This window comes from Rhodococcus sp. no. 34 (assembly GCF_054589475.1).
On sequence record NZ_BAAILK010000046.1, the window covers coordinates 740,034 to 757,562 of the forward strand.

Consider the following 17,529-nt stretch of genomic DNA (forward strand, 5'->3'; position numbering starts at 1 on the left):
AGATCGTGGCTTGCCCGCCGACGAGAAGCGGAATTCGCGGCACCTCGATGTCGGCTTCACGAAGCCGCGTGGTGACCTCCCACGTCGCGATGAACATCGCGATCGCGACGACAGCGATCCATCCCGGGGGCAGGAAGATCAAAGTGCCGATGACCAAGGCGCCGAGGCCAGCTCCGACGCCGATGGCGGCAGGTAGGTTCCTGCCCGCCTTCGACTTCGGCGGTTGCGCGCCCTCAGCGCCGCCCGTAGGCCCGTCCGTGACGGGACCACCGGCGGTTCCCTCTTGTGCGTGCACCCAAACTCCCTGATCTACTCCCGACGACAAACACTGCAAATGAGGAGGCTATACCTCCATCAACTCTGCTTCCTTGTGCTTGACGAGTTCCTCGACCGTGTGCACGTACTTCGCCGTGGTCTTGTCGAGTTCTTTCTCTGCGCGACCGACCTCGTCCTCGCCGGCTTCACCGTCCTTCTGGATCCGGCCGAGTTCGTCCATCGCCTTGCGGCGGATGTTGCGCAGCGTGACCTTCGAATCCTCGCCCTTGGACTTGGCCTGCTTCACCAGTTCACGTCGACGCTCTTCCGTGAGCTGCGGAACCGAAATGCGGATGATGCTGCCGTCGTTGGACGGGTTCACACCGAGATCCGAGTTGCGGATCGCCGTCTCGATCGCGTTGAGCTGCGAAGCCTCGTACGGCTTGACGATGACCATGCGGGCCTCGGGGACGTTGATACTCGCGAGCTGCGTGATCGGCGTGATCGAACCGTAGTAGTCGATCACGATGCGCGAGAACATACCGGGGTTCGCGCGTCCGGTGCGAACCGAGCCGAGATCGTCCTTGGCTACCGTGACAGCCTTTTCCATCTTCTCTTCTGCCTCGAAGAGCGCTTCATCGATCACGGCTGTTCCTCCATGTTGTTCTGCATCATTTTTTGGGTGTCACTCACGACTTGATCAGGGTGCCGATCTTCTCACCGGACACCGCGCGAGCGATGTTTCCTTCGGTGAGGAGGTTGAACACCATCATCGGCATCGAGTTGTCCATGCACAGGCTGAATGCCGTCGCGTCCGCGACCTTGAGCTCACGTTCGATGACCTCACGGTGCGTGATCTGTTCGTACATCGTCGCGTCCGGGTCGAGACGCGGGTCGGCCGAGTAGACGCCGTCGACAGCCTTGGCCATCAGCACTACCTCGGCACCGATCTCCAGCGCGCGCTGCGCAGCAGTGGTGTCAGTCGAGAAGTAGGGCATACCCATCCCGGCACCGAAGATGACTACGCGCCCCTTCTCGAGGTGCCTACGTGCGCGAAGGGGGAGGTACGGCTCGGCGACCTGGCCCATGGTGATGGCCGTCTGCACGCGAGAATCGACGCCCGCCTTCTCCAGGAAATCCTGCAGAGCGAGGCAGTTCATGACGGTGCCTAGCATGCCCATGTAGTCGGAGCGCGCGCGATCGAGGCCACGCTGCTGCAGTTCCGCTCCGCGGAAGAAGTTTCCGCCGCCGATGACCACTGCAACCTGTACGCCCGATCGAACGACCTCTGCGATCTGCTCAGCCACCTTGGTGACCACGTCGGGATCGAGACCGACTTTGCCGCCTCCGAACATTTCGCCGCCGAGTTTGAGCAGGACCCGCTTGAATCCTGGACGTTCGTTGGCTGGTTCGGACATTGTTCTCCTCAGTTCGATACAAGACCTTGTAGGTCCTTCATTCTTCTTCTGCCGCCGAATCGGACACCGCGGCATAGGAAAGCCCCCGGGACTCGTCCCGAGGCACTCTCATCCTGCCTCATCGGAGGCCCCAGGTACACGTAGACCCCGCCGGTAGAGCAAATGCTCTTCAGGCGGGGTCCATGTGCGCGGGCTCCGAATTAAGCGGAGGCGCCGACCTCGAAACGCACGAAGCGCTTGATGGTCACGCCTGCCTCGTCGAGGATCGCCTTGACGGTCTTCTTGGAGTCCGTGACCGAGGACTGCTCGGTCAGAACGACGTCCTTGAAGTAACCGTTGACGCGGCCTTCGATGATCTTCGGCAGTGCCTGCTCGGGCTTGCCTTCTGCGCGGGCGGTCTCTTCGGCGATGTGACGCTCGGAAGCGACGATCTCCTCGGGAACCTCGTCACGCGTGACGTACTTCGCCTTGAGTGCTGCGACCTGCATTGCAGCGCCGCGAGCGGCCTCAGCAGCAGCATCGCCTTCACCGGTGTACTCGACGAGAACGCCGACAGCGGGCGGCAAGTCGGAGCTGCGCTTGTGCAGGTAAACGGCAACGGGGCCGTCGAAGGAAGCGACGCGGCTCAGTTCGAGCTTCTCACCGATCTTCGCGGACTGCTCCGCAATGACGGTGTCGATGGTCTTGCCGTCGAGCTCGAGCGCCTTGAGAGCGTCGAGGTCAGCAGGCTTACCAGCAGCAGCGACGGTCACGATCTCGTCGGCCAGCTTGATGAACTCGTCGTTCTTGGCGACGAAGTCGGTCTCGCAGTTGATCTCGATCATGACGCCGTCCTTGGCGACGACGAGACCCTCAGCGGTGGTGCGCTCTGCGCGCTTTCCGACATCCTTCGCGCCCTTGATGCGCAGCTGCTCGACGGCCTTGTCGAAATCGCCGTCTGCATCTGCGAGTGCGTTCTTACATGCCATCATTCCGGAGCCGGTGAGCTCACGGAGCCGCTTGACGTCAGCGGCGGTGTAGTTCGCCATGATTAGCGAGCCTCCTCATGTGTCTGTTTCGGACCTAGGACTAACGGTGAAGCACGGCCTAACGGTGAAGCACGGCCTGACGGTGGTGCTCGGGCCTAACGGTGAAACGGCCCTGACCAAAAGAACTCTTGGTCAGGGCCGGTTTCAACGAATCAGGCCTCGGTGGCCGGTGCCTCTGCGGCGGGGGCTGCCTCAGCCTCTGCAGCCGGAGCTGCCTCAGCCTCTGCGGCCGGAGCTGCCTGCGAGAGCAGTTCCTGCTCCCACTCGGCGAGGGGCTCGCCTGCGCCGGCTTCGGGCTTCGCGTCCTTGTCGGCGCTCAGTCCTGCACGTGCCTGCACACCTTCGGCAACCGCGGAAGCGACAACCTTGGTCAGCAGTGCTGCGGAACGGATGGCGTCGTCGTTGCCCGGGATCGGGTAGTCGACGAGGTCGGGGTCGCAGTTGGTGTCCAGGATCGCGATGACCGGGATGTTCAGCTTGCGAGCCTCGGCAACTGCCAGGTGCTCCTTGTTGGTGTCGACGATCCACACCGCGGAAGGCACCTTGGCCATGTCGCGGATACCACCGAGGGTGCGATCCAGCTTGGTCATCTCACGCGTGAGCATGAGGATTTCCTTCTTGGTGCGACCTTCGAATCCACCGGTCTGCTCCATTGCCTCGAGCTCCTTGAGGCGAAGCAGACGCTTGTGAACGGTGGTGAAGTTGGTGAGCATGCCGCCGAGCCAACGCTGGTTGACGTAGGGCATTCCGACGCGAGTCGCTTCGGAAGCGATGGACTCCTGCGCCTGCTTCTTGGTACCGACGAAGAGAACGGTGCCGCCGTGGGCAACGGTCTCCTTGACGAACTCGTACGCCTTGTCGATGTACGTCAGCGTCTGCTGGAGGTCGATGATGTAGATGCCGTTGCGGTCGGTCAAGATGAATCGCTTCATCTTCGGGTTCCAGCGACGGGTCTGATGTCCGAAGTGGGTTCCACTATCGAGCATCTGCTTCATGGTTACGACAGCCATGGCTGTGTACCTCAAACTTTCAATCCGGTTGATGCAGGCGATCGGGTGATCCCTGCCCTGGCACCCGCACGGCCGTCGGACCTGTTTCGTGAGAACCAGGACCAGCCGAGGCCGGAAAACGTGCGCGGGCGCGCGAAGTCGGACTGTGCGAGCACAGACCGCTCGACAAGTGTACGTCCTCGTCCCCCGATGCCATAACCACCCCGGAAGCAACAGACCGAACCGGCGGTTGTGGATCGGGGGCTACCTTGTGGATTACCCGTCTGATCTGCATTGAAGCGCGCGCTACTCCACGCAAGATCAAGGAATGACGATGTTGCGCGGAGCTCGACGAGGCGTGGTCTTTGCCGTGATCTCCTGCTGTGTCGCCGTAGGCACGGCGTCAGCAGACACGCGATTCGACTGGCCGCTAGCTCCTCGGCCGCACGTGGAACGCGCTTTCGACAAACCGGCCGAGAACTGGCTGCCGGGTCATCGCGGGGTCGATCTCGGCGGCAGTGCCGGCCAATCCGTCCTCGCGGCCGGCGACGGCATCGTGGTGTTCGCGGGAGTGGTCGCCGGAAAGCCGACGGTGTCGATAGATCATTCCGGCGGCCTACGCACGACCTACGAACCCGTCACCGCAGTCGTTCGCACAGGTGAACGCGTCGCAGACAGGTCCGTGATCGGAACCCTCGAAACCGGGCACGAAGGGTGCGCTGTCGAAGCATGTTTGCACTGGGGCTTGCGCAGAGGACGCGAGTATCTCGATCCACTCGGACTGGTTCGGTCGCAACCGCTCAGGCTCAAGCCATTGAAAGGAGGCTGATCGGTCGCAGAAATCGGTCGCAGAATCAGTGCCACTCGGAAACGGCGTGCCGACCCACAGCGTCCGCGAAGTCGTCGGCCACCATCGCTGCCAGTTCCATGAACGCTCGTCTGGTGGCCGGTCGCATCAATTCGAGGTCCATCACCGACCCCTCCGCGAGATGCTCGTCGAAAGGAATGACCTCGACGGCGCGGCATCGACGCATGAAATAGTCCACCAACGCGTCCATGTCGATGACGCTCGACCCTGGTCTGGCGGCGCTGATGACGACGACGGTCCGCTCGACCAGATGGCCGTATCCGTGCAACTGAAGCCAATCGAGCGTTGCCGCCGCACTGCGCGCTCCGTCGATTGCCGGCGAACTGACCAGAACCAACGAATTGGCAAGATCCAGAACGCCGTTCATCGCCGAGTGCATGATCCCGGTACCGCAATCAGTGAGGATGATGTTGTAGTAGACCTGCAAGATGTCGATGACCTGGCGATAGTCGGCCTCGCTGAATGCCTCCGAAATCGCCGGATCCTGCTCACTCGCCAGCACCTCGAGACGACTCGACGACTGGGATGTGTGCACTCGAACGTCCGAATAGCTCTTTATGTCCGGTCTAGCAGCAATCAGATCGCGCACTGTCGAATTGGTCTGCAGCGGAACACGTTGTGCCAAAGTCCCGAAATCGGGATTGGCGTCAACCGCCACGACGCAGTCACCACGCAGCGAAGCAAACGTCGCACCGAGTCCGACCGTGACCGTCGTCTTGCCCACGCCCCCTTTGAGCGAGAGCAGAGCGACTCGGTAGTCGTTGCGGATCGGCTGCTCGATTCGGGCGGCCAGTGCACGGTTGCGCTGTTCGTTGGTCGAATCCCCCAGATTGACCACACCTCCGGTCGCACGATGCAATCCCCTACGCCAGCCGCCACGCGGCGTCCGTTTCGGGCGTTTCAGTAAAGCTTCGGCAACCAGATCCTGGTTTGTCACCTGCTGTTGGCTCGACGGTGGCGGTGGCGCGGACCAGACCTCTTGCAGTCGCGCCACAGGCTCCGGCGTCGGCGTCGGCCCGGGAGCCGGTTGCGGCGATTCGGACAGCCAGGCTGGTTGGCCGCTGTTCGGCAGGTGCTTCACATCTTGGCGGTTCACGAATCCCCCGGATATCGCATGTAATCGAGTGTCTCGACACGACGATCGAACTTTGCCGATTGTTCACTCTTCTGAGCTGCGACGCTACCAAATACCAGCCGAGAACTCGCGTCGCTCCACAAATCAGGCGCGCGGATGGGCCTGATCGTGGACGGATCGAAGCCGTTCGACCGACACGTGCGTGTACAGCTGAGTGGTCGCCAAACTCGAATGACCGAGGAGTTCTTGGACCACACGAAGGTCCGCACCACCCTCCAGCAAATGTGTCGCAGCCGAGTGCCGAAGCCCGTGCGGACCCATGTCGGGAGCCCCTGGAATTGCAGCCATGGTTTCGTGGACCACCGAACGCGCCTGACGCTGATCGAGCCGGCCGCCTCGAACTCCGAGGAGCAACGCTCGCCCGGACCGATCCGAACACAGCGCGGGTCGTCCGTGCTCCAGCCAGCCGTTCAGTGCCGATTCTGCGGGCAGGCCGTATGGCACCGACCGCTCCTTGTTCCCCTTGCCGAGAACACGAAGCAATCGTCGATCGGCATCGACCGACTCGACGTCCAGTCCACACAGCTCGCCGACGCGAATTCCGGTGGAGTACAACAATTCCACGATGAGTCGGTCTCGCAGGGCGAGCGGCTCTTGTTGCTGCGCACCGCTTTCCGCCGCATCCATTGCGTCGAGGGCCTGGCTCTGACGCAGCACCGTCGGCAGCGTCCGGCGAGCGGGTGGAGCCGCCAGACGTGTGCCCGGGTCGACGGAAATGCGTCCGGTCTGCGCGAGCCACGCAGTGAACCCCCGCGCCGAAGAAGCCCGTCGAGCTACCGTCGTACGGGCTGTTCCTACGGCATTCTGGGCGGCCAACCACGAACGCATGACACTTAGGTCGAGGCGGTCGAGATCTGCATTCTCCGAACCCGCGGAGAAATGGGTCAGCAATGCCCGCGCGTCACCGACGTAGGCGCGGATCGTGTGTTCCGACCGGCCTCGGCTCAGTCGGAGGTGCTCGGCATACGCATCGAGGTGAACGCTCAAGCTCGCCGGCAATGCGTCAGTCATGAACACACGCTCGCCCGCCGCGATTGAAACTGCAAGCTCCCTCGCCGATAGGGTTGATCGGTGAATCGAGCAATTCCTCTGAAGATGTTGTGCGTACTGGCACTGATTTCCGCAATCGCTCCACTGTCCATCGACATGTACCTGCCCGGCCTACCGTTGATGGCGGATGCACTCGACACTACTGCGGCCAGCGTTCAGCTCACGCTGACCACCTTCATGGCAGGCCTCGGAATCGGCCAGCTGATCATCGGTCCGATCTCCGACGGACTTGGCAGGCGACGAATACTGCTGGCCGCGACAATCATCACGGCACTGAGCGGCGCGGCATGCGCGGTGGCGCCGAACATCGAGTTTCTCATCGGTGCACGACTCGTCCAGGGCTTGAGTGGAGGCGCTGCCATCGTTCTTGCCCGCGCTTGTATTGCCGACCGAGCGCGTGGCGACGACGCAGCGAAGCTCTTCAGCATCATGATGATCATCGGCGGTATCGCTCCCGTGGTCGCGCCACTGATCGGCGGCGCACTTCTCGGCCCCGTCGGGTGGCGCGGGATCTTCTGGGTCCTGGCGGTCGCGGGCGCTGTAATGGTGGCTGGTGTCGTTTTGCTCGTTCCCGAGACACTTCCGCCCGAGCGACGCCACGGCGGCGGATTGAAGGCCCTGATCTCGAATCTGCGATACGTGGTCCGCAATCGGCACTACCTCGGATATGCGCTCGCATTCGTCTTCGGATTCGGCGCCCTGTTCGCGTACATCTCCGCGTCACCGTTCGTCGTTCAGAACGTTCTCGGGCTGAGTCCGTCACAATTCTCGATCGTGTTCGCAGTGAACGCCACCGGAATGGTCACGGCAGCGATGATCACCACTCGCCTGCTCGGTCGCGTCGGAGCACGCACGCTGCTGCGTTTCGGGGTGTGCCTACTCCTCATGGGCGGCGCCGTATTGTTCTGCACCAGCGTGGTTTTCAGTTCCACGAATACCTGGTTGATCTTGGTCCCACTGTTCGTGGCAATTTCGAGCATCGGGTTCATCATGGGGAATGCGACCGCTCTCGCCCAAGGAGAGGTCACCAACGCGGCCGGGACCGGTTCAGCGCTGATGGGAGCGGGCCAGTTCGGCTTGGCGGCGCTGGTTTCGCCATTGGTGGGAATTGCGGGAGAAGACACGGCAGTTCCGATGGCAATCGCAATTCCCACCTTCGGAGTTCTCGCGGCCGTTGCGCTCGTGTTGCTGACTCGCGGCACGGCCGCCGCGAGTTAGTTTTCGGCCGCAGCGAGTTCGGACTTCCAGACCCGGAAGCCCTCTTCGGTGCGACCACGACGCCAATAGCCGGAAATGGAAGCGGCCGACGCCGGGACATTTCGTTCCTTGCGAATGTACGGCCGGAGGTTGTGCATGACGGCTTGCGCTTCACCGTGAATGAACACGTGCGGTTCGCCCGGCAACCACTCGAGAGCCTTGACCGCGGCGACAACCGGAGCGTTGTCGCCCGCCAATTCTTCGCCGACCGCGTCGGACGATGCCCCGCGATGCAGCCAGGTCACGGCAATACCTTCTGGGGCATCGAGCGCGATTTCGTCTTCCGGTCCACCGACTTCGACGACGGCGTAGCCGACCGCATCCGGCGCCAATCTCGCTATCGACGCGGAAATAGCGGGTATTGCGGTCTCGTCTCCGACGAAGAGATACCAATCAGCGGTTGGTGACGGCGAAAACGCGCCACCGGGTCCCCGCAGAGTAATCTCAGCGCCCGGCTGAACCGACGCGGCCCACGGACCTGCAACACCCATGTCGCCGTGGACGACAAAATCGATTGCAATCTCTTTGGCATCAAGATCGTACGATCGAATCGTGTAGGTGCGCAGTGTCGGCTGATCAGGAGTGCCGAATTCGATCTTTACATAGGAATCGCTGTATTCGCTGGGAGTGAACGACTCGAAACCTGGTCCCCCGAGAAACACTCGTACCATATGGGGGGTCAATTGTTCGGTCCGCAGAACCGTCAATGCAGTTGTCGGCTTGGCCACAGAAAGATCCTTCCGAAAGTTAGTGTTACCTAAATAATGTACACGACAATTGCAGCACGAGGGCGAAATACCTCGTCGGCGACTCCACGCAGCGCTCTGTCGACCTTTGTGCAGAGCGAAAGAAACCGACCAATCTGCTGGGTAAATTCGGTGCTGTTTAGACGAATTATCTGATCTGCTTCACACGGACGACCTCTTGGACAAAGCTGTCCGAGAACTCGGCAAAGCAACAGTAAAATACACCTCTGGCTCCCGGCGAGTTCGCCGAGAGCCAGAGGTGTATTTAATTCGATCTAGTGTGCAGCGTCGAAAGCGTCGATGATTTCCGCTTTGATACGCCCACGCGGAGCAACTTCGTAACCGTTCTTACCTGCCCAGTCACGGATGGCCTGGAGCGTCTCCTTGGAGCGTCCGGAACCTGATGTGGCCTGCGGAGATGCGGCCTGAGCCTTCTTGCCGCGCTTCCCGCTCACCTTCGCAGCAGCCTCGACGAACGGCTTCACCGCAGCGTCGAACTTCTCTGCATTGGTGGCGCGCAGATCGATCACGTAATCCGTTCCCTGGTAAGAGAACTCAATTCGATCACCGAATCCATCGTCAATCGGCTTACCATCAAGGTCGTCGATGAGTTGCCGAATCAGCTTCTCAGCCATTGCACTCCTCTTTCAATGATCGATTCAATTCTCCTTCACAATACACAGATAGAGCGTTGATGAACAAAAGAAGTTCGAAAGCCTTCACCGTTTCCGAACAGACTCAATGGTCCGAATTAGCAGCGGGTTAGCGGCATTGCCTCGACCGAACACGACCCTGAAAATTCTGCACATTCATCCCTCGGATGCCGGGTGTCAATCAATGCCCGCCGTCATCGTGATCCAGACTAATCGGACTTCCATGCACATTGACCTGAGGCTTTCCTGAGACCCGTCGAACTTGCAGGTCGGGTCGGCGAAACGCATCGAGAATTACATTGCACACAGTCGAGCAAATTCGTGAAAAATAGCCCTGACGTGCCATTTCCGATGCGCTGCGGGTATTGACGATTCACGGTCTTCGCAAACGATTAGTGAGCATCGCCACGCATGGTCTGACGGGCGCAGAAGTAGTTCACGTACTACCGCGTCCGAAACCAACCACTGGAATCAGAACTTGCAAATCCCTCCAGTTCGAGCAGAGGAAGAGTGGCACGAACTTGGGCTATGAGCAATCCCGATTCCTCGGACAACTCACGCGTACTGCGAGACCCCGTTCCCGGCAATGCTTCGTATACCAATCGAGAATTGCCTCGCAATGCGTCGATGTCACGCGTCGCGGCCGCATCCTCCGCGGAATCCCCGACACCAAATGGGCCTGACGCTTCGACTACATCCACGGCATTGGACACGAGTTGCGCTTCACCTTCTCGGATCATCCGGTGGCATCCGGTCGACGATGCCGAGGTAACCGGTCCGGGCACCGCCATCACGGGACGGCCTAACTTCCGAGCCCAATTGGCGGTATTGCGTGCACCACTGCGCCAACCCGCCTCGACCACCACTACTCCGTCCGACAACGCAGCTACCAGTCGATTCCTTGCCAGAAACCGGAACTTTGCAGGTGTTGTGCCCGGCGGATATTCACTTATCACTGCACCCGAACTCGCTATCTGTTTGAGTAGTCGCGCATGCCCTGACGGATACGCTCGATCCACGCCACAGGCCAAGACAGCCAGTGTGTTTCCACCTACGCCCAATGCAGCGCGGTGCGCGGCCCCGTCGATACCGAAGGCCGCCCCGGAAATCACGGTCCATCCGTCGACAGCGAGGTCACCGGCAATCTCTGCCGTCACGTGTTCGCCGTACGCAGTCGATGCCCGCGTGCCCACAATTCCAACCGATCTCTCGGTCAGATCAACCAAATCCCTGGACCCCAACACCCACAACACAAATGGCGCCGTCTCACCCCCGGAGGGATCGAGTCCGTCAAAGGAAAGCATTCGCCACGCCGGCCAATCGGCGCAGTTCGGTGTTACGAGTCTGCCACCCATCGCCTCCATCAGGTCGAGGTCTCGTTGGGCTGTGTCGATGTGAGCGCGGGCTCGCGTCTTCTCCTCGATCGCGGGTGGCAGATCGCCGTTGCGAACCGCCCTCGCAGTTTCTTCGACCCCGAGCTCGCCGATCAACATGGACATATATGCGCTAGGGCCCTGCACGACGCGGGACAGATATGCCCAAGCGAGTAGTCGTGGATCGTGTGCAGTCATTGGAATCCCCTGTCTCGAAAGTCGAGTGCGGTGACAACTTGGTCTGGTCCGGGCATCGCTTCACCTGCCAGATCGGCGACACTCCAGGCAACCCGCAACGCTCGGTCCGCCCCACGAGCAGTGATGACACCTTTACGCAGCGCCCGTTCCACCGGCGCCAGCGCTGCACGCGAGAGTCTGAACTTCTGTCTCAACGCCGGCCCTGGTACCTCCGCGTTGGTCCGCCACCCGTACTCACTCCACCGCTGGGCTGCAGTGTCCCGAGCCGCCGCCACGCGCGCACGAACATCGCTGGTGCTTTCCCCCACTTCGTCGATCAGCGCTCCGGTTGCTACCGCCTGCATCCGGACCCTGATGTCGACTCGGTCCAACAACGGGCCAGACAATTTCCCCAGGTAACGGCGACGCGCCGCGGGTGCGCAGACGCAGTCCGCGTCTCGCGGCGGCGCGCATGGGCACGGATTCGCGGCCAGGATCAGCTGGAACCGCGCCGGGTACCGAGCAACTCCGTCCCGCCGGGCGATTCGCACTTCCCCGTCTTCGAGTGGTGTGCGTAGCGCTTCGAGCACCTTCACCCCGATCTCGGCACATTCGTCGAGAAACAGCACGCCGCGATGGGCGCGGCTGACCGCACCAGGACGAGCCATCCCACTACCACCACCCACCAGCGAACTGACCGACGAACTGTGATGCGGCGCAATGAAAGGCGGCATATCGATCAACGGCCGATCCTCCGGCAACACCCCCGCCACCGAATGAATCGCCGTCACCTCCAACGACTCCCCCTCCGTCAACGGCGGAAGAATCCCCGGAAGCCTCTGCGCCAACATCGTTTTCCCGATCCCCGGCGGACCCGTCAACATCAAATGATGCGCACCCGCCGCAGCAACCTCGATCGCCCACCGAGCATCCGTCTGCCCGACAACCTCACTCAAATCCCGCACCGCCACCACACCAGCACGCTCGAAAACATCAGGAACAGCAAGCGCCAACTCCCCACGCAACCACCCGATCACCGCGGACAGATCGTCAGCGCCCAGCACCTCGATCCCCTTCACCAAGCCCGCCTCAGCCAACGCCCGAGCCGGAACCACCACAGTCCCCCACCCCGCCCGCTTCGCCGCAAGCACCGCAGGCAACACACCACGCACCGTCCGCAAACGACCGTCGAGCGCCAACTCCCCCAAAAACACAGTCTCCCGCAACAACTTCCGCGGCAACTTCTTCGCCGCATCGAGAACTGACAACGACAAAGCCAAATCGTAAACACTGCCCACCTTCGGCAACGTCGCCGGCGACAACGCCAAAATCACCTTGCTGTCCGGCCACTCCTCACCAGAATTGGTCACCGCCGCTCGAATCCGATCACGCGACTCGTGCAACGCCGTATCAGGCAGCCCCACCAAATGCACCGCAGGCAACCCGCGCCCGATATCCGCCTCGATCTCCACTATCTGCCCGTCCACACCACTGACCGCAACAGAATGCGCCCGCCCCAACGCCATCAGAACGCATCCACAAAATGCTCGACCGAAGGCACGCCGTCCCGGCCGATCAACACCGCCACCACATCGAAACGGACCCTCGACCACGACCGGCCCGAATCAGTGAGCCAGTGCATCGCCAACACCCGAATCCGACGCTGCTTCGCGAACGTCACCGACTCCGCCGGACTCCCGTACCCGGCACCCGAGCGAGTCTTCACCTCCACGAACACAATTCGATCACCGGACGTCGCAACAACATCCAACTCGCCGTACCGACAACGCCAATTGCGTTCGACAATCTCCAAACCCGCATCGATCAGGAACTCGACAGCCACATCCTCGCCCCGAGCCCCCAACGCCATATTCCTCGCCATCGCAGCCCCCACCACTCACACCCCGCGCCCGCCCATACGAAACGCGTCCCAACCACCACCCTCAACCCACCACCACAAAACCATGCCATCCGAAAACAACCTGTTCACAACTCGGAACCTGTGGAATTCGGCAGCGCGACACACCAACGGCGACCCGAAACCTGACAATTTTCTGAAATCAGCCACATCTTGGACGAAAGTCCAGTAGAACTAGTTACAGTTTTGCTCAAACCGTCACGCACCCCGCTGAATGGAGTTCTACATGGCCCGCCGCTCACTTCGCCACGCAGTAGCAACCACTACATCCCTCGTTCTCATCGCCGCCGGCGTCACTGTTGGACTTGGAGCCTCGGTGGCGCAAGCAGCACCGGCATGCGCGCTCAACCAGTCGGTCACCGACAGTTGGGCCGGTTCCCTCGGGACGCCGTACACCGTCAGCAAGGAGGTTGTCGGCGACGGCAAGGTCGCCCCGGGACAGACGGTCACCTACCTGACAAAGGTTTCCGGTTCGGGAGCACTCGTCAATCAGATCCGCGATTTCCACCCGGCAGGATTCCAGCTGGTCAAGGCTCGCCTGAACGTCAAATGGCTTATCGGCGACCAGAAGTGGGACGACGTCACCAAGACCGTCGTCGTCGGCAACAACTCCGTGGTGGCAAAGGGCGGCGGATGGACCACTGCTGGTGGCGGCATCATCGCATTGGAGACCACCTACAAGGTTCCCGATAACGCAGTTGTCGGCTCTCAGCTCGACAGCGGCGCCGGCACCAACATTGTGCTGGCGGCGGGCGACTGGAACATCAATCCGATGGGCGTGTGCGTCACCATCCGGCAGCCGAACCCCGTCGAGGCGGGCGCCGGAAGCCTCGAGGACATGGGCTTCGGCTCACTCAACTCCGGATCGGGCCAGGTATTCGGTTCCCTCACCGATCCGCAGGGGTCGATGACCAATGTCATCAGCGGTGTCCTGGGCAATGTGCTCGGCAACATGAGCTGACTCAGTTCGAATTAGAAATGGGCCGAGCCACCAGCACATGCTGGTAGCTCGGCCCATTTCTACGTTGCCGAACAAAGCTTTGCCGTCAACCGAGTTCAAGAAATCATCAGCAAATCACCGCGTCAGCTTTCCGCCGTACCGGGCCGGCGTCGTACCGAAGGTTTCCCGAAATGCGGCGATGAACCCGCTACTGGTTCGGTAACCCACCTGCGGGGCAACGTCGTTGACACCCTCACCCCGCGCGAGCATCTCGAGCGACGCATACATTCGGGCGCGAGTCCTCCACTGTCCGAAGGTAATCCCGGTATCGGCGACAAAGGCACGCATCAAAGTCTTGGAACTGACCCCGAGTTCACCCGCCCACTCCCCTAATGTTCGCGAGTCTGCCGGATCGGCAAGGATGCGGGCAGAAACCGAACTCGCCGCAGCATTGCGAGGAACCGCGAGGACGTCGTGCCGTTCGGGCGCGGCAGCAAGAATGTCGTAGAGCAACTCCTGACTCATCAACCGCCGAGCATCGTCGATGGTCCGATCTGCGAGATGGCGCAGCAATTGAGCGGACAGAGCATCGACTTCGAGAACCAGTGGCTGAGTCCACCTGGGCCCGCCAGGGCGTAGATCCGGACGCGCATAGGCCGCGATCATGCATCCCGCCGACAGAAGCGTCATGTCGTGGAGAACGGTGCCCGGCAACCAGACCAAGTGCTCGCTGTGCAGGTGCCACACGTTGCCCCCGGCAGTAATCTGCATCGTCCCTTCACTCATCCAGGCGATCTGATGCTCCGGGTGGCGGTGAGCCCCGTACGCGGTCACGGCCTCCACGACGTTGGTGTAGACCTGAAAATCTTTGAATGTCCGTCCGCGACTATCGGGCAGCGCTAGCAAGGACTTTGGGCGAGTCGAGTACTCGATAGTGGACATTTTGCGTCTTTCTGGGCGTATCCGAGTCCATCCTGAAGGATGGACCGACGATCCTGCAAAGGTTAGCCTCACTTTATTGCTGACGCGACCAGCTCAGCACTTCATGCGGAACTCAGATCACTTCGCCCACCACTTCGAAGGAGCATGCACGTGCCCTCACGTAGCACCCGAATCCTCGCCGCCTTATTCACGACGGCCGCGATCATCGGGTTCTCGACCGCCTGTGGAACCTCGCAAGGCGTCGACACCGCATCAGCGCGCCAGAGCAACGGCGCATTCCCCGTGACGATCGAGCACGCACAGGGTTCGACGACAATCGATGCCGAACCCCAGCGGGTAGTGACACTCGGATACACCGATCACGAACCACTGCTCGCCTTGGGAGTTGAACCCGTCGGCATGGCCGAATGGTGGGGGTCCGGCATGGATGAAAGCTGGCCGTGGACGAAGGATTACTGGAAGGGAAAGACTCCGACCTACATCAACAGCGGCGGAGACTTCAACTTCGAGCAAATCGCCTCCCTCGCACCAGATCTGATCCTCGCGCTGTACGCCGACATCGACACGGAAACCTACAAGAAGCTGACCTCGATTGCGCCGACTGTCGCGCAGAGCAAGGACTACGACGCGTACACAACGCCGTGGACCGACATGACGCTCACCGCCGGGCGCGCCCTCGGCAAAGGACCACAAGCTCAGCAACTGATCACGGATACCGAAAACGCGTTTGCCGCCGCCCGCGCTGCACACCCGGAGTTCGCCGGGCAAACCGCAACGGTTGTCAACCTCGACACTCCCGAGGGATACGTGTTCTCGTCGCACGACCCACGCGGCATTTTCCTCTCGTCACTCGGGTTCACCCTCCCCGCGACCGTCGACGCATTCGTCGGCGACCAGTTCGGCGACTGGATGCCGAACGAGCGATACGACATCATCGAACCCGTTGATCGTTTGATCGTGATGGCCGACCCGGAGGGAGAGAAGGCCCTCGCCGGCAACACGCTCTACCAGCGACTACCCGCCGTGAAGAGCGGAAATGCGATAGTCGTGCGGTACACCGCAGATCCACCCGTCGGCGCGGCGATGTCCGGCAATACCGTCCTGAGCATTCCGTATGCCATCGACCAACTGACAGCCACGTTGTCGAAGTAAACTACAGGGCAGGTATCGAAAATATGTTCGAAGAGTGTTAGCCTCGGGGTCAGGAAGCACTCACGGACATCGAGGATCACCATGGACGAGGTACCGGACACCGCGTTAGATCTGGCTCGACTGGTCGACGAGCTGACGGTTCTCGACCAGCGACGCGTCGACATCGGCGAGAGTTTGGTTCATCTCGAGTACCTCTACTCCCAGATGGGCGCACGGCAACAAGCAGATGCTGCCCGAAAAGCCTTCCAGGAGAAGTACGTCGGACGAATCTACGAACTCGCAGACGGCCTGCGAACCTGAAAAGGGGTTGCACACAACCACTGACCGAGCGCATGGTCATTCCTGCACGACACACCGGACCGATCGGTTCGGCTGTGAACTATGTGGGAGAAATCTGATGGAGAAGATCACCAAGAGGCTGTGGAACTGGGCATCGATACTCGACGAGAACACTCGCGAGCAAGCGCTGCGTACGTCCCAGATGCCTTTTGTCCGTCCACATCTGGCGCTTATGCCGGATGCGCACCTCGGTGCGGGAGCGACGGTGGGTTCGGTCATTCCGACGGAAGGCGCAATCATGCCCGCCGCCGTCGGAGTCGATATCGGCTGCGGAATGATCGCGGTCAAAACCCAGTTCAACGCACGCGACCTTCAAGGCCGCGACCTGAGCGTACTTCGCCACAGCATCGAACGCTCCGTCCCGCTCTCGGCAGGTGTCTACAACAAGACGCTGAGCGACACGGCGCAAATCCGCATCGCAGAACTCGAGGCGATGGCGGGCGATCGCCTGGCCTTCTACGACAAGTTCAAGAACAACTGGAGGTTTCAGCTCGGAACGCTGGGTTCTGGCAACCATTTCATCGAGGTGACACTCGATGAAAGCGACGGCGTCTGGCTGTTCCTGCACTCGGGAAGCCGCGGTATCGGAAACAAGCTCGCGCAGCATCACATCAAGATCGCCAAGGACTTGTGCGAGCGGTGGTACATCAACCTTCCCGATCCGGATCTTGCCTACCTGGTCGAGAAGACGCCCGAATTCGACTCGTACATCACCGATCTCAACTGGGCTCAGCACTTCGCTCTGCTCAACCGCGAAGAGATGATGGACCGCGTCGTGAAGGACTTCGCGCACTTCATGGGAGACGGCAAGCCCGCGATCATCGACGAAGTCGAGCGGATCAACTGCCACCACAACTTCACCCAGAAGGAGTTCCACATGGGCAGGGGTGTGTGGCTGAGCCGTAAGGGTGCGATCAAGGCCGACGAGGGCACGCCCGGGCTCATCCCCGGTTCGATGGGGACGGCGAGTTACGTCGTCGTCGGGAAGGGAAACGTACCGTCGTTCAAGTCCAGCCCCCACGGCGCGGGTCGGGTGTACGGACGTAACCAGGCACGCAAGACCTTCACCATCGAAGATCTCGACAAGGCAATGGTCGGCATCGAATACAAGCGTTCCGCGGCGTTCCTCGACGAGATCCCGGGTGCGTACAAGGACATCGACGTCGTGATGGACGACGCGAAGGACTTGGTCGAGATTCGACACACGCTGCGTCAGATCGTGAATGTCAAGGGCAACTGACCCCGCACAACTCCGCGAAATACGAAGTGCCCCGCCGATATCGGCGGGG

18 protein-coding genes and 1 pseudogene are annotated in these 17,529 nt (G+C 61.1%); 6 read left to right on the top strand and 13 right to left on the bottom strand.

The genetic code is table 11. The features are described from left to right. The 5 genes and pseudogenes from ACYP01_RS24675 to rpsB form a co-directional block, all read right to left on the bottom strand. Positions 1-295 (bottom strand): annotated as a pseudogene (locus tag ACYP01_RS24675) (phosphatidate cytidylyltransferase); the annotation flags it as partial. Between the two features lie 48 nt (positions 296-343). Continuing rightward, a complete protein-coding gene (gene frr, locus ACYP01_RS24680; RefSeq protein WP_003942777.1) occupies positions 344-901 on the bottom strand; it encodes a ribosome recycling factor in 558 nt (185 codons plus the stop codon). Between the two features lie 43 nt (positions 902-944). Beyond that, positions 945-1,673 carry a UMP kinase gene (gene pyrH / locus ACYP01_RS24685; RefSeq protein WP_003942722.1) on the bottom strand — a complete coding sequence of 243 codons (729 nt, stop codon included), beginning with the start codon at positions 1,671-1,673 and terminating at the stop codon, positions 945-947. A gap of 200 nt (positions 1,674-1,873) precedes the next feature. After that, positions 1,874-2,701: a translation elongation factor Ts gene (tsf, locus tag ACYP01_RS24690; protein ID WP_007734877.1), complete on the bottom strand. Its 828-nt coding sequence runs from the start codon at positions 2,699-2,701 to the stop codon at positions 1,874-1,876. Between the two features lie 152 nt (positions 2,702-2,853). Continuing rightward, positions 2,854-3,711 (bottom strand): 30S ribosomal protein S2, encoded by an 858-nt coding sequence (rpsB, locus tag ACYP01_RS24695; RefSeq protein ID WP_003942709.1) that lies wholly within the window; start codon positions 3,709-3,711, stop codon positions 2,854-2,856. A gap of 313 nt (positions 3,712-4,024) precedes the next feature. On the opposite strand from rpsB, the gene ACYP01_RS24700 reads away from it, so the two are divergent. Continuing rightward, positions 4,025-4,519: a M23 family metallopeptidase gene (locus ACYP01_RS24700; RefSeq protein ID WP_459682920.1), complete on the top strand. Its 495-nt coding sequence runs from the start codon at positions 4,025-4,027 to the stop codon at positions 4,517-4,519. A gap of 25 nt (positions 4,520-4,544) precedes the next feature. Here the strand turns inward: ACYP01_RS24700 and ACYP01_RS24705 are convergent, their stop codons facing one another. Together ACYP01_RS24705 and ACYP01_RS24710 are read right to left on the bottom strand one after the other, a co-directional pair. Then, entirely contained in the window at positions 4,545-5,654 is a 1,110-nt protein-coding gene (locus tag ACYP01_RS24705; RefSeq protein ID WP_116056863.1) for a MinD/ParA family ATP-binding protein, read from the bottom strand. A 123-nt stretch (positions 5,655-5,777) separates the two neighbouring features. Next, a complete protein-coding gene (locus tag ACYP01_RS24710) occupies positions 5,778-6,704 on the bottom strand; it encodes a tyrosine recombinase XerC (protein WP_459682923.1) in 927 nt (308 codons plus the stop codon). Positions 6,705-6,788: 84 nt separating this feature from the next. On the opposite strand from ACYP01_RS24710, the gene ACYP01_RS24715 reads away from it, so the two are divergent. Then, positions 6,789-7,961, top strand: coding sequence for a multidrug effflux MFS transporter (locus ACYP01_RS24715; protein WP_193595762.1), 1,173 nt, complete (start codon positions 6,789-6,791; stop codon positions 7,959-7,961). Here ACYP01_RS24715 and ACYP01_RS24720 read toward each other — a convergent pair. The 5 genes from ACYP01_RS24720 to ACYP01_RS24740 all read right to left on the bottom strand — a co-directional run bounded on the left by ACYP01_RS24720 (position 7,958) and on the right by ACYP01_RS24740 (position 12,831). Further along, a complete protein-coding gene (locus tag ACYP01_RS24720) occupies positions 7,958-8,728 on the bottom strand; it encodes a siderophore-interacting protein (RefSeq protein ID WP_075832967.1) in 771 nt (256 codons plus the stop codon). The genes ACYP01_RS24715 and ACYP01_RS24720 overlap by 4 nt on opposite strands. A gap of 293 nt (positions 8,729-9,021) precedes the next feature. Then, positions 9,022-9,381 carry a histone-like nucleoid-structuring protein Lsr2 gene (locus ACYP01_RS24725; protein ID WP_003942721.1) on the bottom strand — a complete coding sequence of 120 codons (360 nt, stop codon included), beginning with the start codon at positions 9,379-9,381 and terminating at the stop codon, positions 9,022-9,024. A gap of 461 nt (positions 9,382-9,842) precedes the next feature. Then, the gene (gene dprA, locus ACYP01_RS24730) at positions 9,843-10,970 is read right to left on the bottom strand and encodes a DNA-processing protein DprA (protein WP_030535668.1); all 1,128 of its coding nucleotides are present in this window, start codon (positions 10,968-10,970) and stop codon (positions 9,843-9,845) included. Beyond that, positions 10,967-12,475: a YifB family Mg chelatase-like AAA ATPase gene (locus ACYP01_RS24735; protein ID WP_007734866.1), complete on the bottom strand. Its 1,509-nt coding sequence runs from the start codon at positions 12,473-12,475 to the stop codon at positions 10,967-10,969. Before ACYP01_RS24735 ends, dprA begins: the two co-directional genes overlap by 4 nt. Then, the gene (locus ACYP01_RS24740) at positions 12,475-12,831 is read right to left on the bottom strand and encodes a YraN family protein (RefSeq protein WP_039973464.1); all 357 of its coding nucleotides are present in this window, start codon (positions 12,829-12,831) and stop codon (positions 12,475-12,477) included. Before ACYP01_RS24740 ends, ACYP01_RS24735 begins: the two co-directional genes overlap by 1 nt. A gap of 262 nt (positions 12,832-13,093) precedes the next feature. Between ACYP01_RS24740 and ACYP01_RS24745 the strand changes: the two genes are divergently transcribed. Then, positions 13,094-13,828, top strand: coding sequence for a hypothetical protein (locus ACYP01_RS24745; RefSeq protein WP_007734864.1), 735 nt, complete (start codon positions 13,094-13,096; stop codon positions 13,826-13,828). Positions 13,829-13,942: 114 nt separating this feature from the next. Here the strand turns inward: ACYP01_RS24745 and ACYP01_RS24750 are convergent, their stop codons facing one another. Continuing rightward, entirely contained in the window at positions 13,943-14,749 is an 807-nt protein-coding gene (locus tag ACYP01_RS24750; protein WP_276116315.1) for a helix-turn-helix transcriptional regulator, read from the bottom strand. A gap of 144 nt (positions 14,750-14,893) precedes the next feature. Here ACYP01_RS24750 and ACYP01_RS24755 point away from each other — a divergent pair, with 144 nt between their 5' ends. The 3 genes from ACYP01_RS24755 to ACYP01_RS24765 all read left to right on the top strand — a co-directional run bounded on the left by ACYP01_RS24755 (position 14,894) and on the right by ACYP01_RS24765 (position 17,480). Then, entirely contained in the window at positions 14,894-15,901 is a 1,008-nt protein-coding gene (locus tag ACYP01_RS24755) for an iron-siderophore ABC transporter substrate-binding protein (RefSeq protein WP_459682928.1), read from the top strand. An 81-nt stretch (positions 15,902-15,982) separates the two neighbouring features. Beyond that, positions 15,983-16,201, top strand: coding sequence for a hypothetical protein (locus ACYP01_RS24760; RefSeq protein WP_003942716.1), 219 nt, complete (start codon positions 15,983-15,985; stop codon positions 16,199-16,201). Positions 16,202-16,298: 97 nt separating this feature from the next. Next, positions 16,299-17,480 carry an RtcB family protein gene (locus tag ACYP01_RS24765; RefSeq protein WP_214924641.1) on the top strand — a complete coding sequence of 394 codons (1,182 nt, stop codon included), beginning with the start codon at positions 16,299-16,301 and terminating at the stop codon, positions 17,478-17,480. The last annotated feature ends 49 nt before the right edge of the window (positions 17,481-17,529 follow it).

Bases quoted from the DNA above. Each gene is read 5' to 3' on its own strand.
- ACYP01_RS24710 (WP_459682923.1), bottom strand. From the start codon at position 6,704: ATGACTGACGCATTGCCGGCGAGCTTGAGCGTTCACCTCGATGCGTAT.
- ACYP01_RS24735 (WP_007734866.1), bottom strand. From the start codon at position 12,475: ATGGCGTTGGGGCGGGCGCATTCTGTTGCGGTCAGTGGTGTGGACGGG.
- ACYP01_RS24715 (WP_193595762.1), top strand. From the start codon at position 6,789: ATGTTGTGCGTACTGGCACTGATTTCCGCAATCGCTCCACTGTCCATC.
- ACYP01_RS24745 (WP_007734864.1), top strand. From the start codon at position 13,094: ATGGCCCGCCGCTCACTTCGCCACGCAGTAGCAACCACTACATCCCTC.
- ACYP01_RS24750 (WP_276116315.1), bottom strand. From the start codon at position 14,749: ATGTCCACTATCGAGTACTCGACTCGCCCAAAGTCCTTGCTAGCGCTG.
- ACYP01_RS24765 (WP_214924641.1), top strand. From the start codon at position 16,299: ATGGAGAAGATCACCAAGAGGCTGTGGAACTGGGCATCGATACTCGAC.
- ACYP01_RS24725 (WP_003942721.1), bottom strand. From the start codon at position 9,381: ATGGCTGAGAAGCTGATTCGGCAACTCATCGACGACCTTGATGGTAAG.
- ACYP01_RS24755 (WP_459682928.1), top strand. From the start codon at position 14,894: ATGCACGTGCCCTCACGTAGCACCCGAATCCTCGCCGCCTTATTCACG.
- dprA (WP_030535668.1), bottom strand. From the start codon at position 10,970: ATGACTGCACACGATCCACGACTACTCGCTTGGGCATATCTGTCCCGC.
- rpsB (WP_003942709.1), bottom strand. From the start codon at position 3,711: ATGGCTGTCGTAACCATGAAGCAGATGCTCGATAGTGGAACCCACTTC.
- tsf (WP_007734877.1), bottom strand. From the start codon at position 2,701: ATGGCGAACTACACCGCCGCTGACGTCAAGCGGCTCCGTGAGCTCACC.
- pyrH (WP_003942722.1), bottom strand. From the start codon at position 1,673: ATGTCCGAACCAGCCAACGAACGTCCAGGATTCAAGCGGGTCCTGCTC.
- ACYP01_RS24700 (WP_459682920.1), top strand. From the start codon at position 4,025: ATGTTGCGCGGAGCTCGACGAGGCGTGGTCTTTGCCGTGATCTCCTGC.
- ACYP01_RS24740 (WP_039973464.1), bottom strand. From the start codon at position 12,831: ATGGCGAGGAATATGGCGTTGGGGGCTCGGGGCGAGGATGTGGCTGTC.
- ACYP01_RS24760 (WP_003942716.1), top strand. From the start codon at position 15,983: ATGGACGAGGTACCGGACACCGCGTTAGATCTGGCTCGACTGGTCGAC.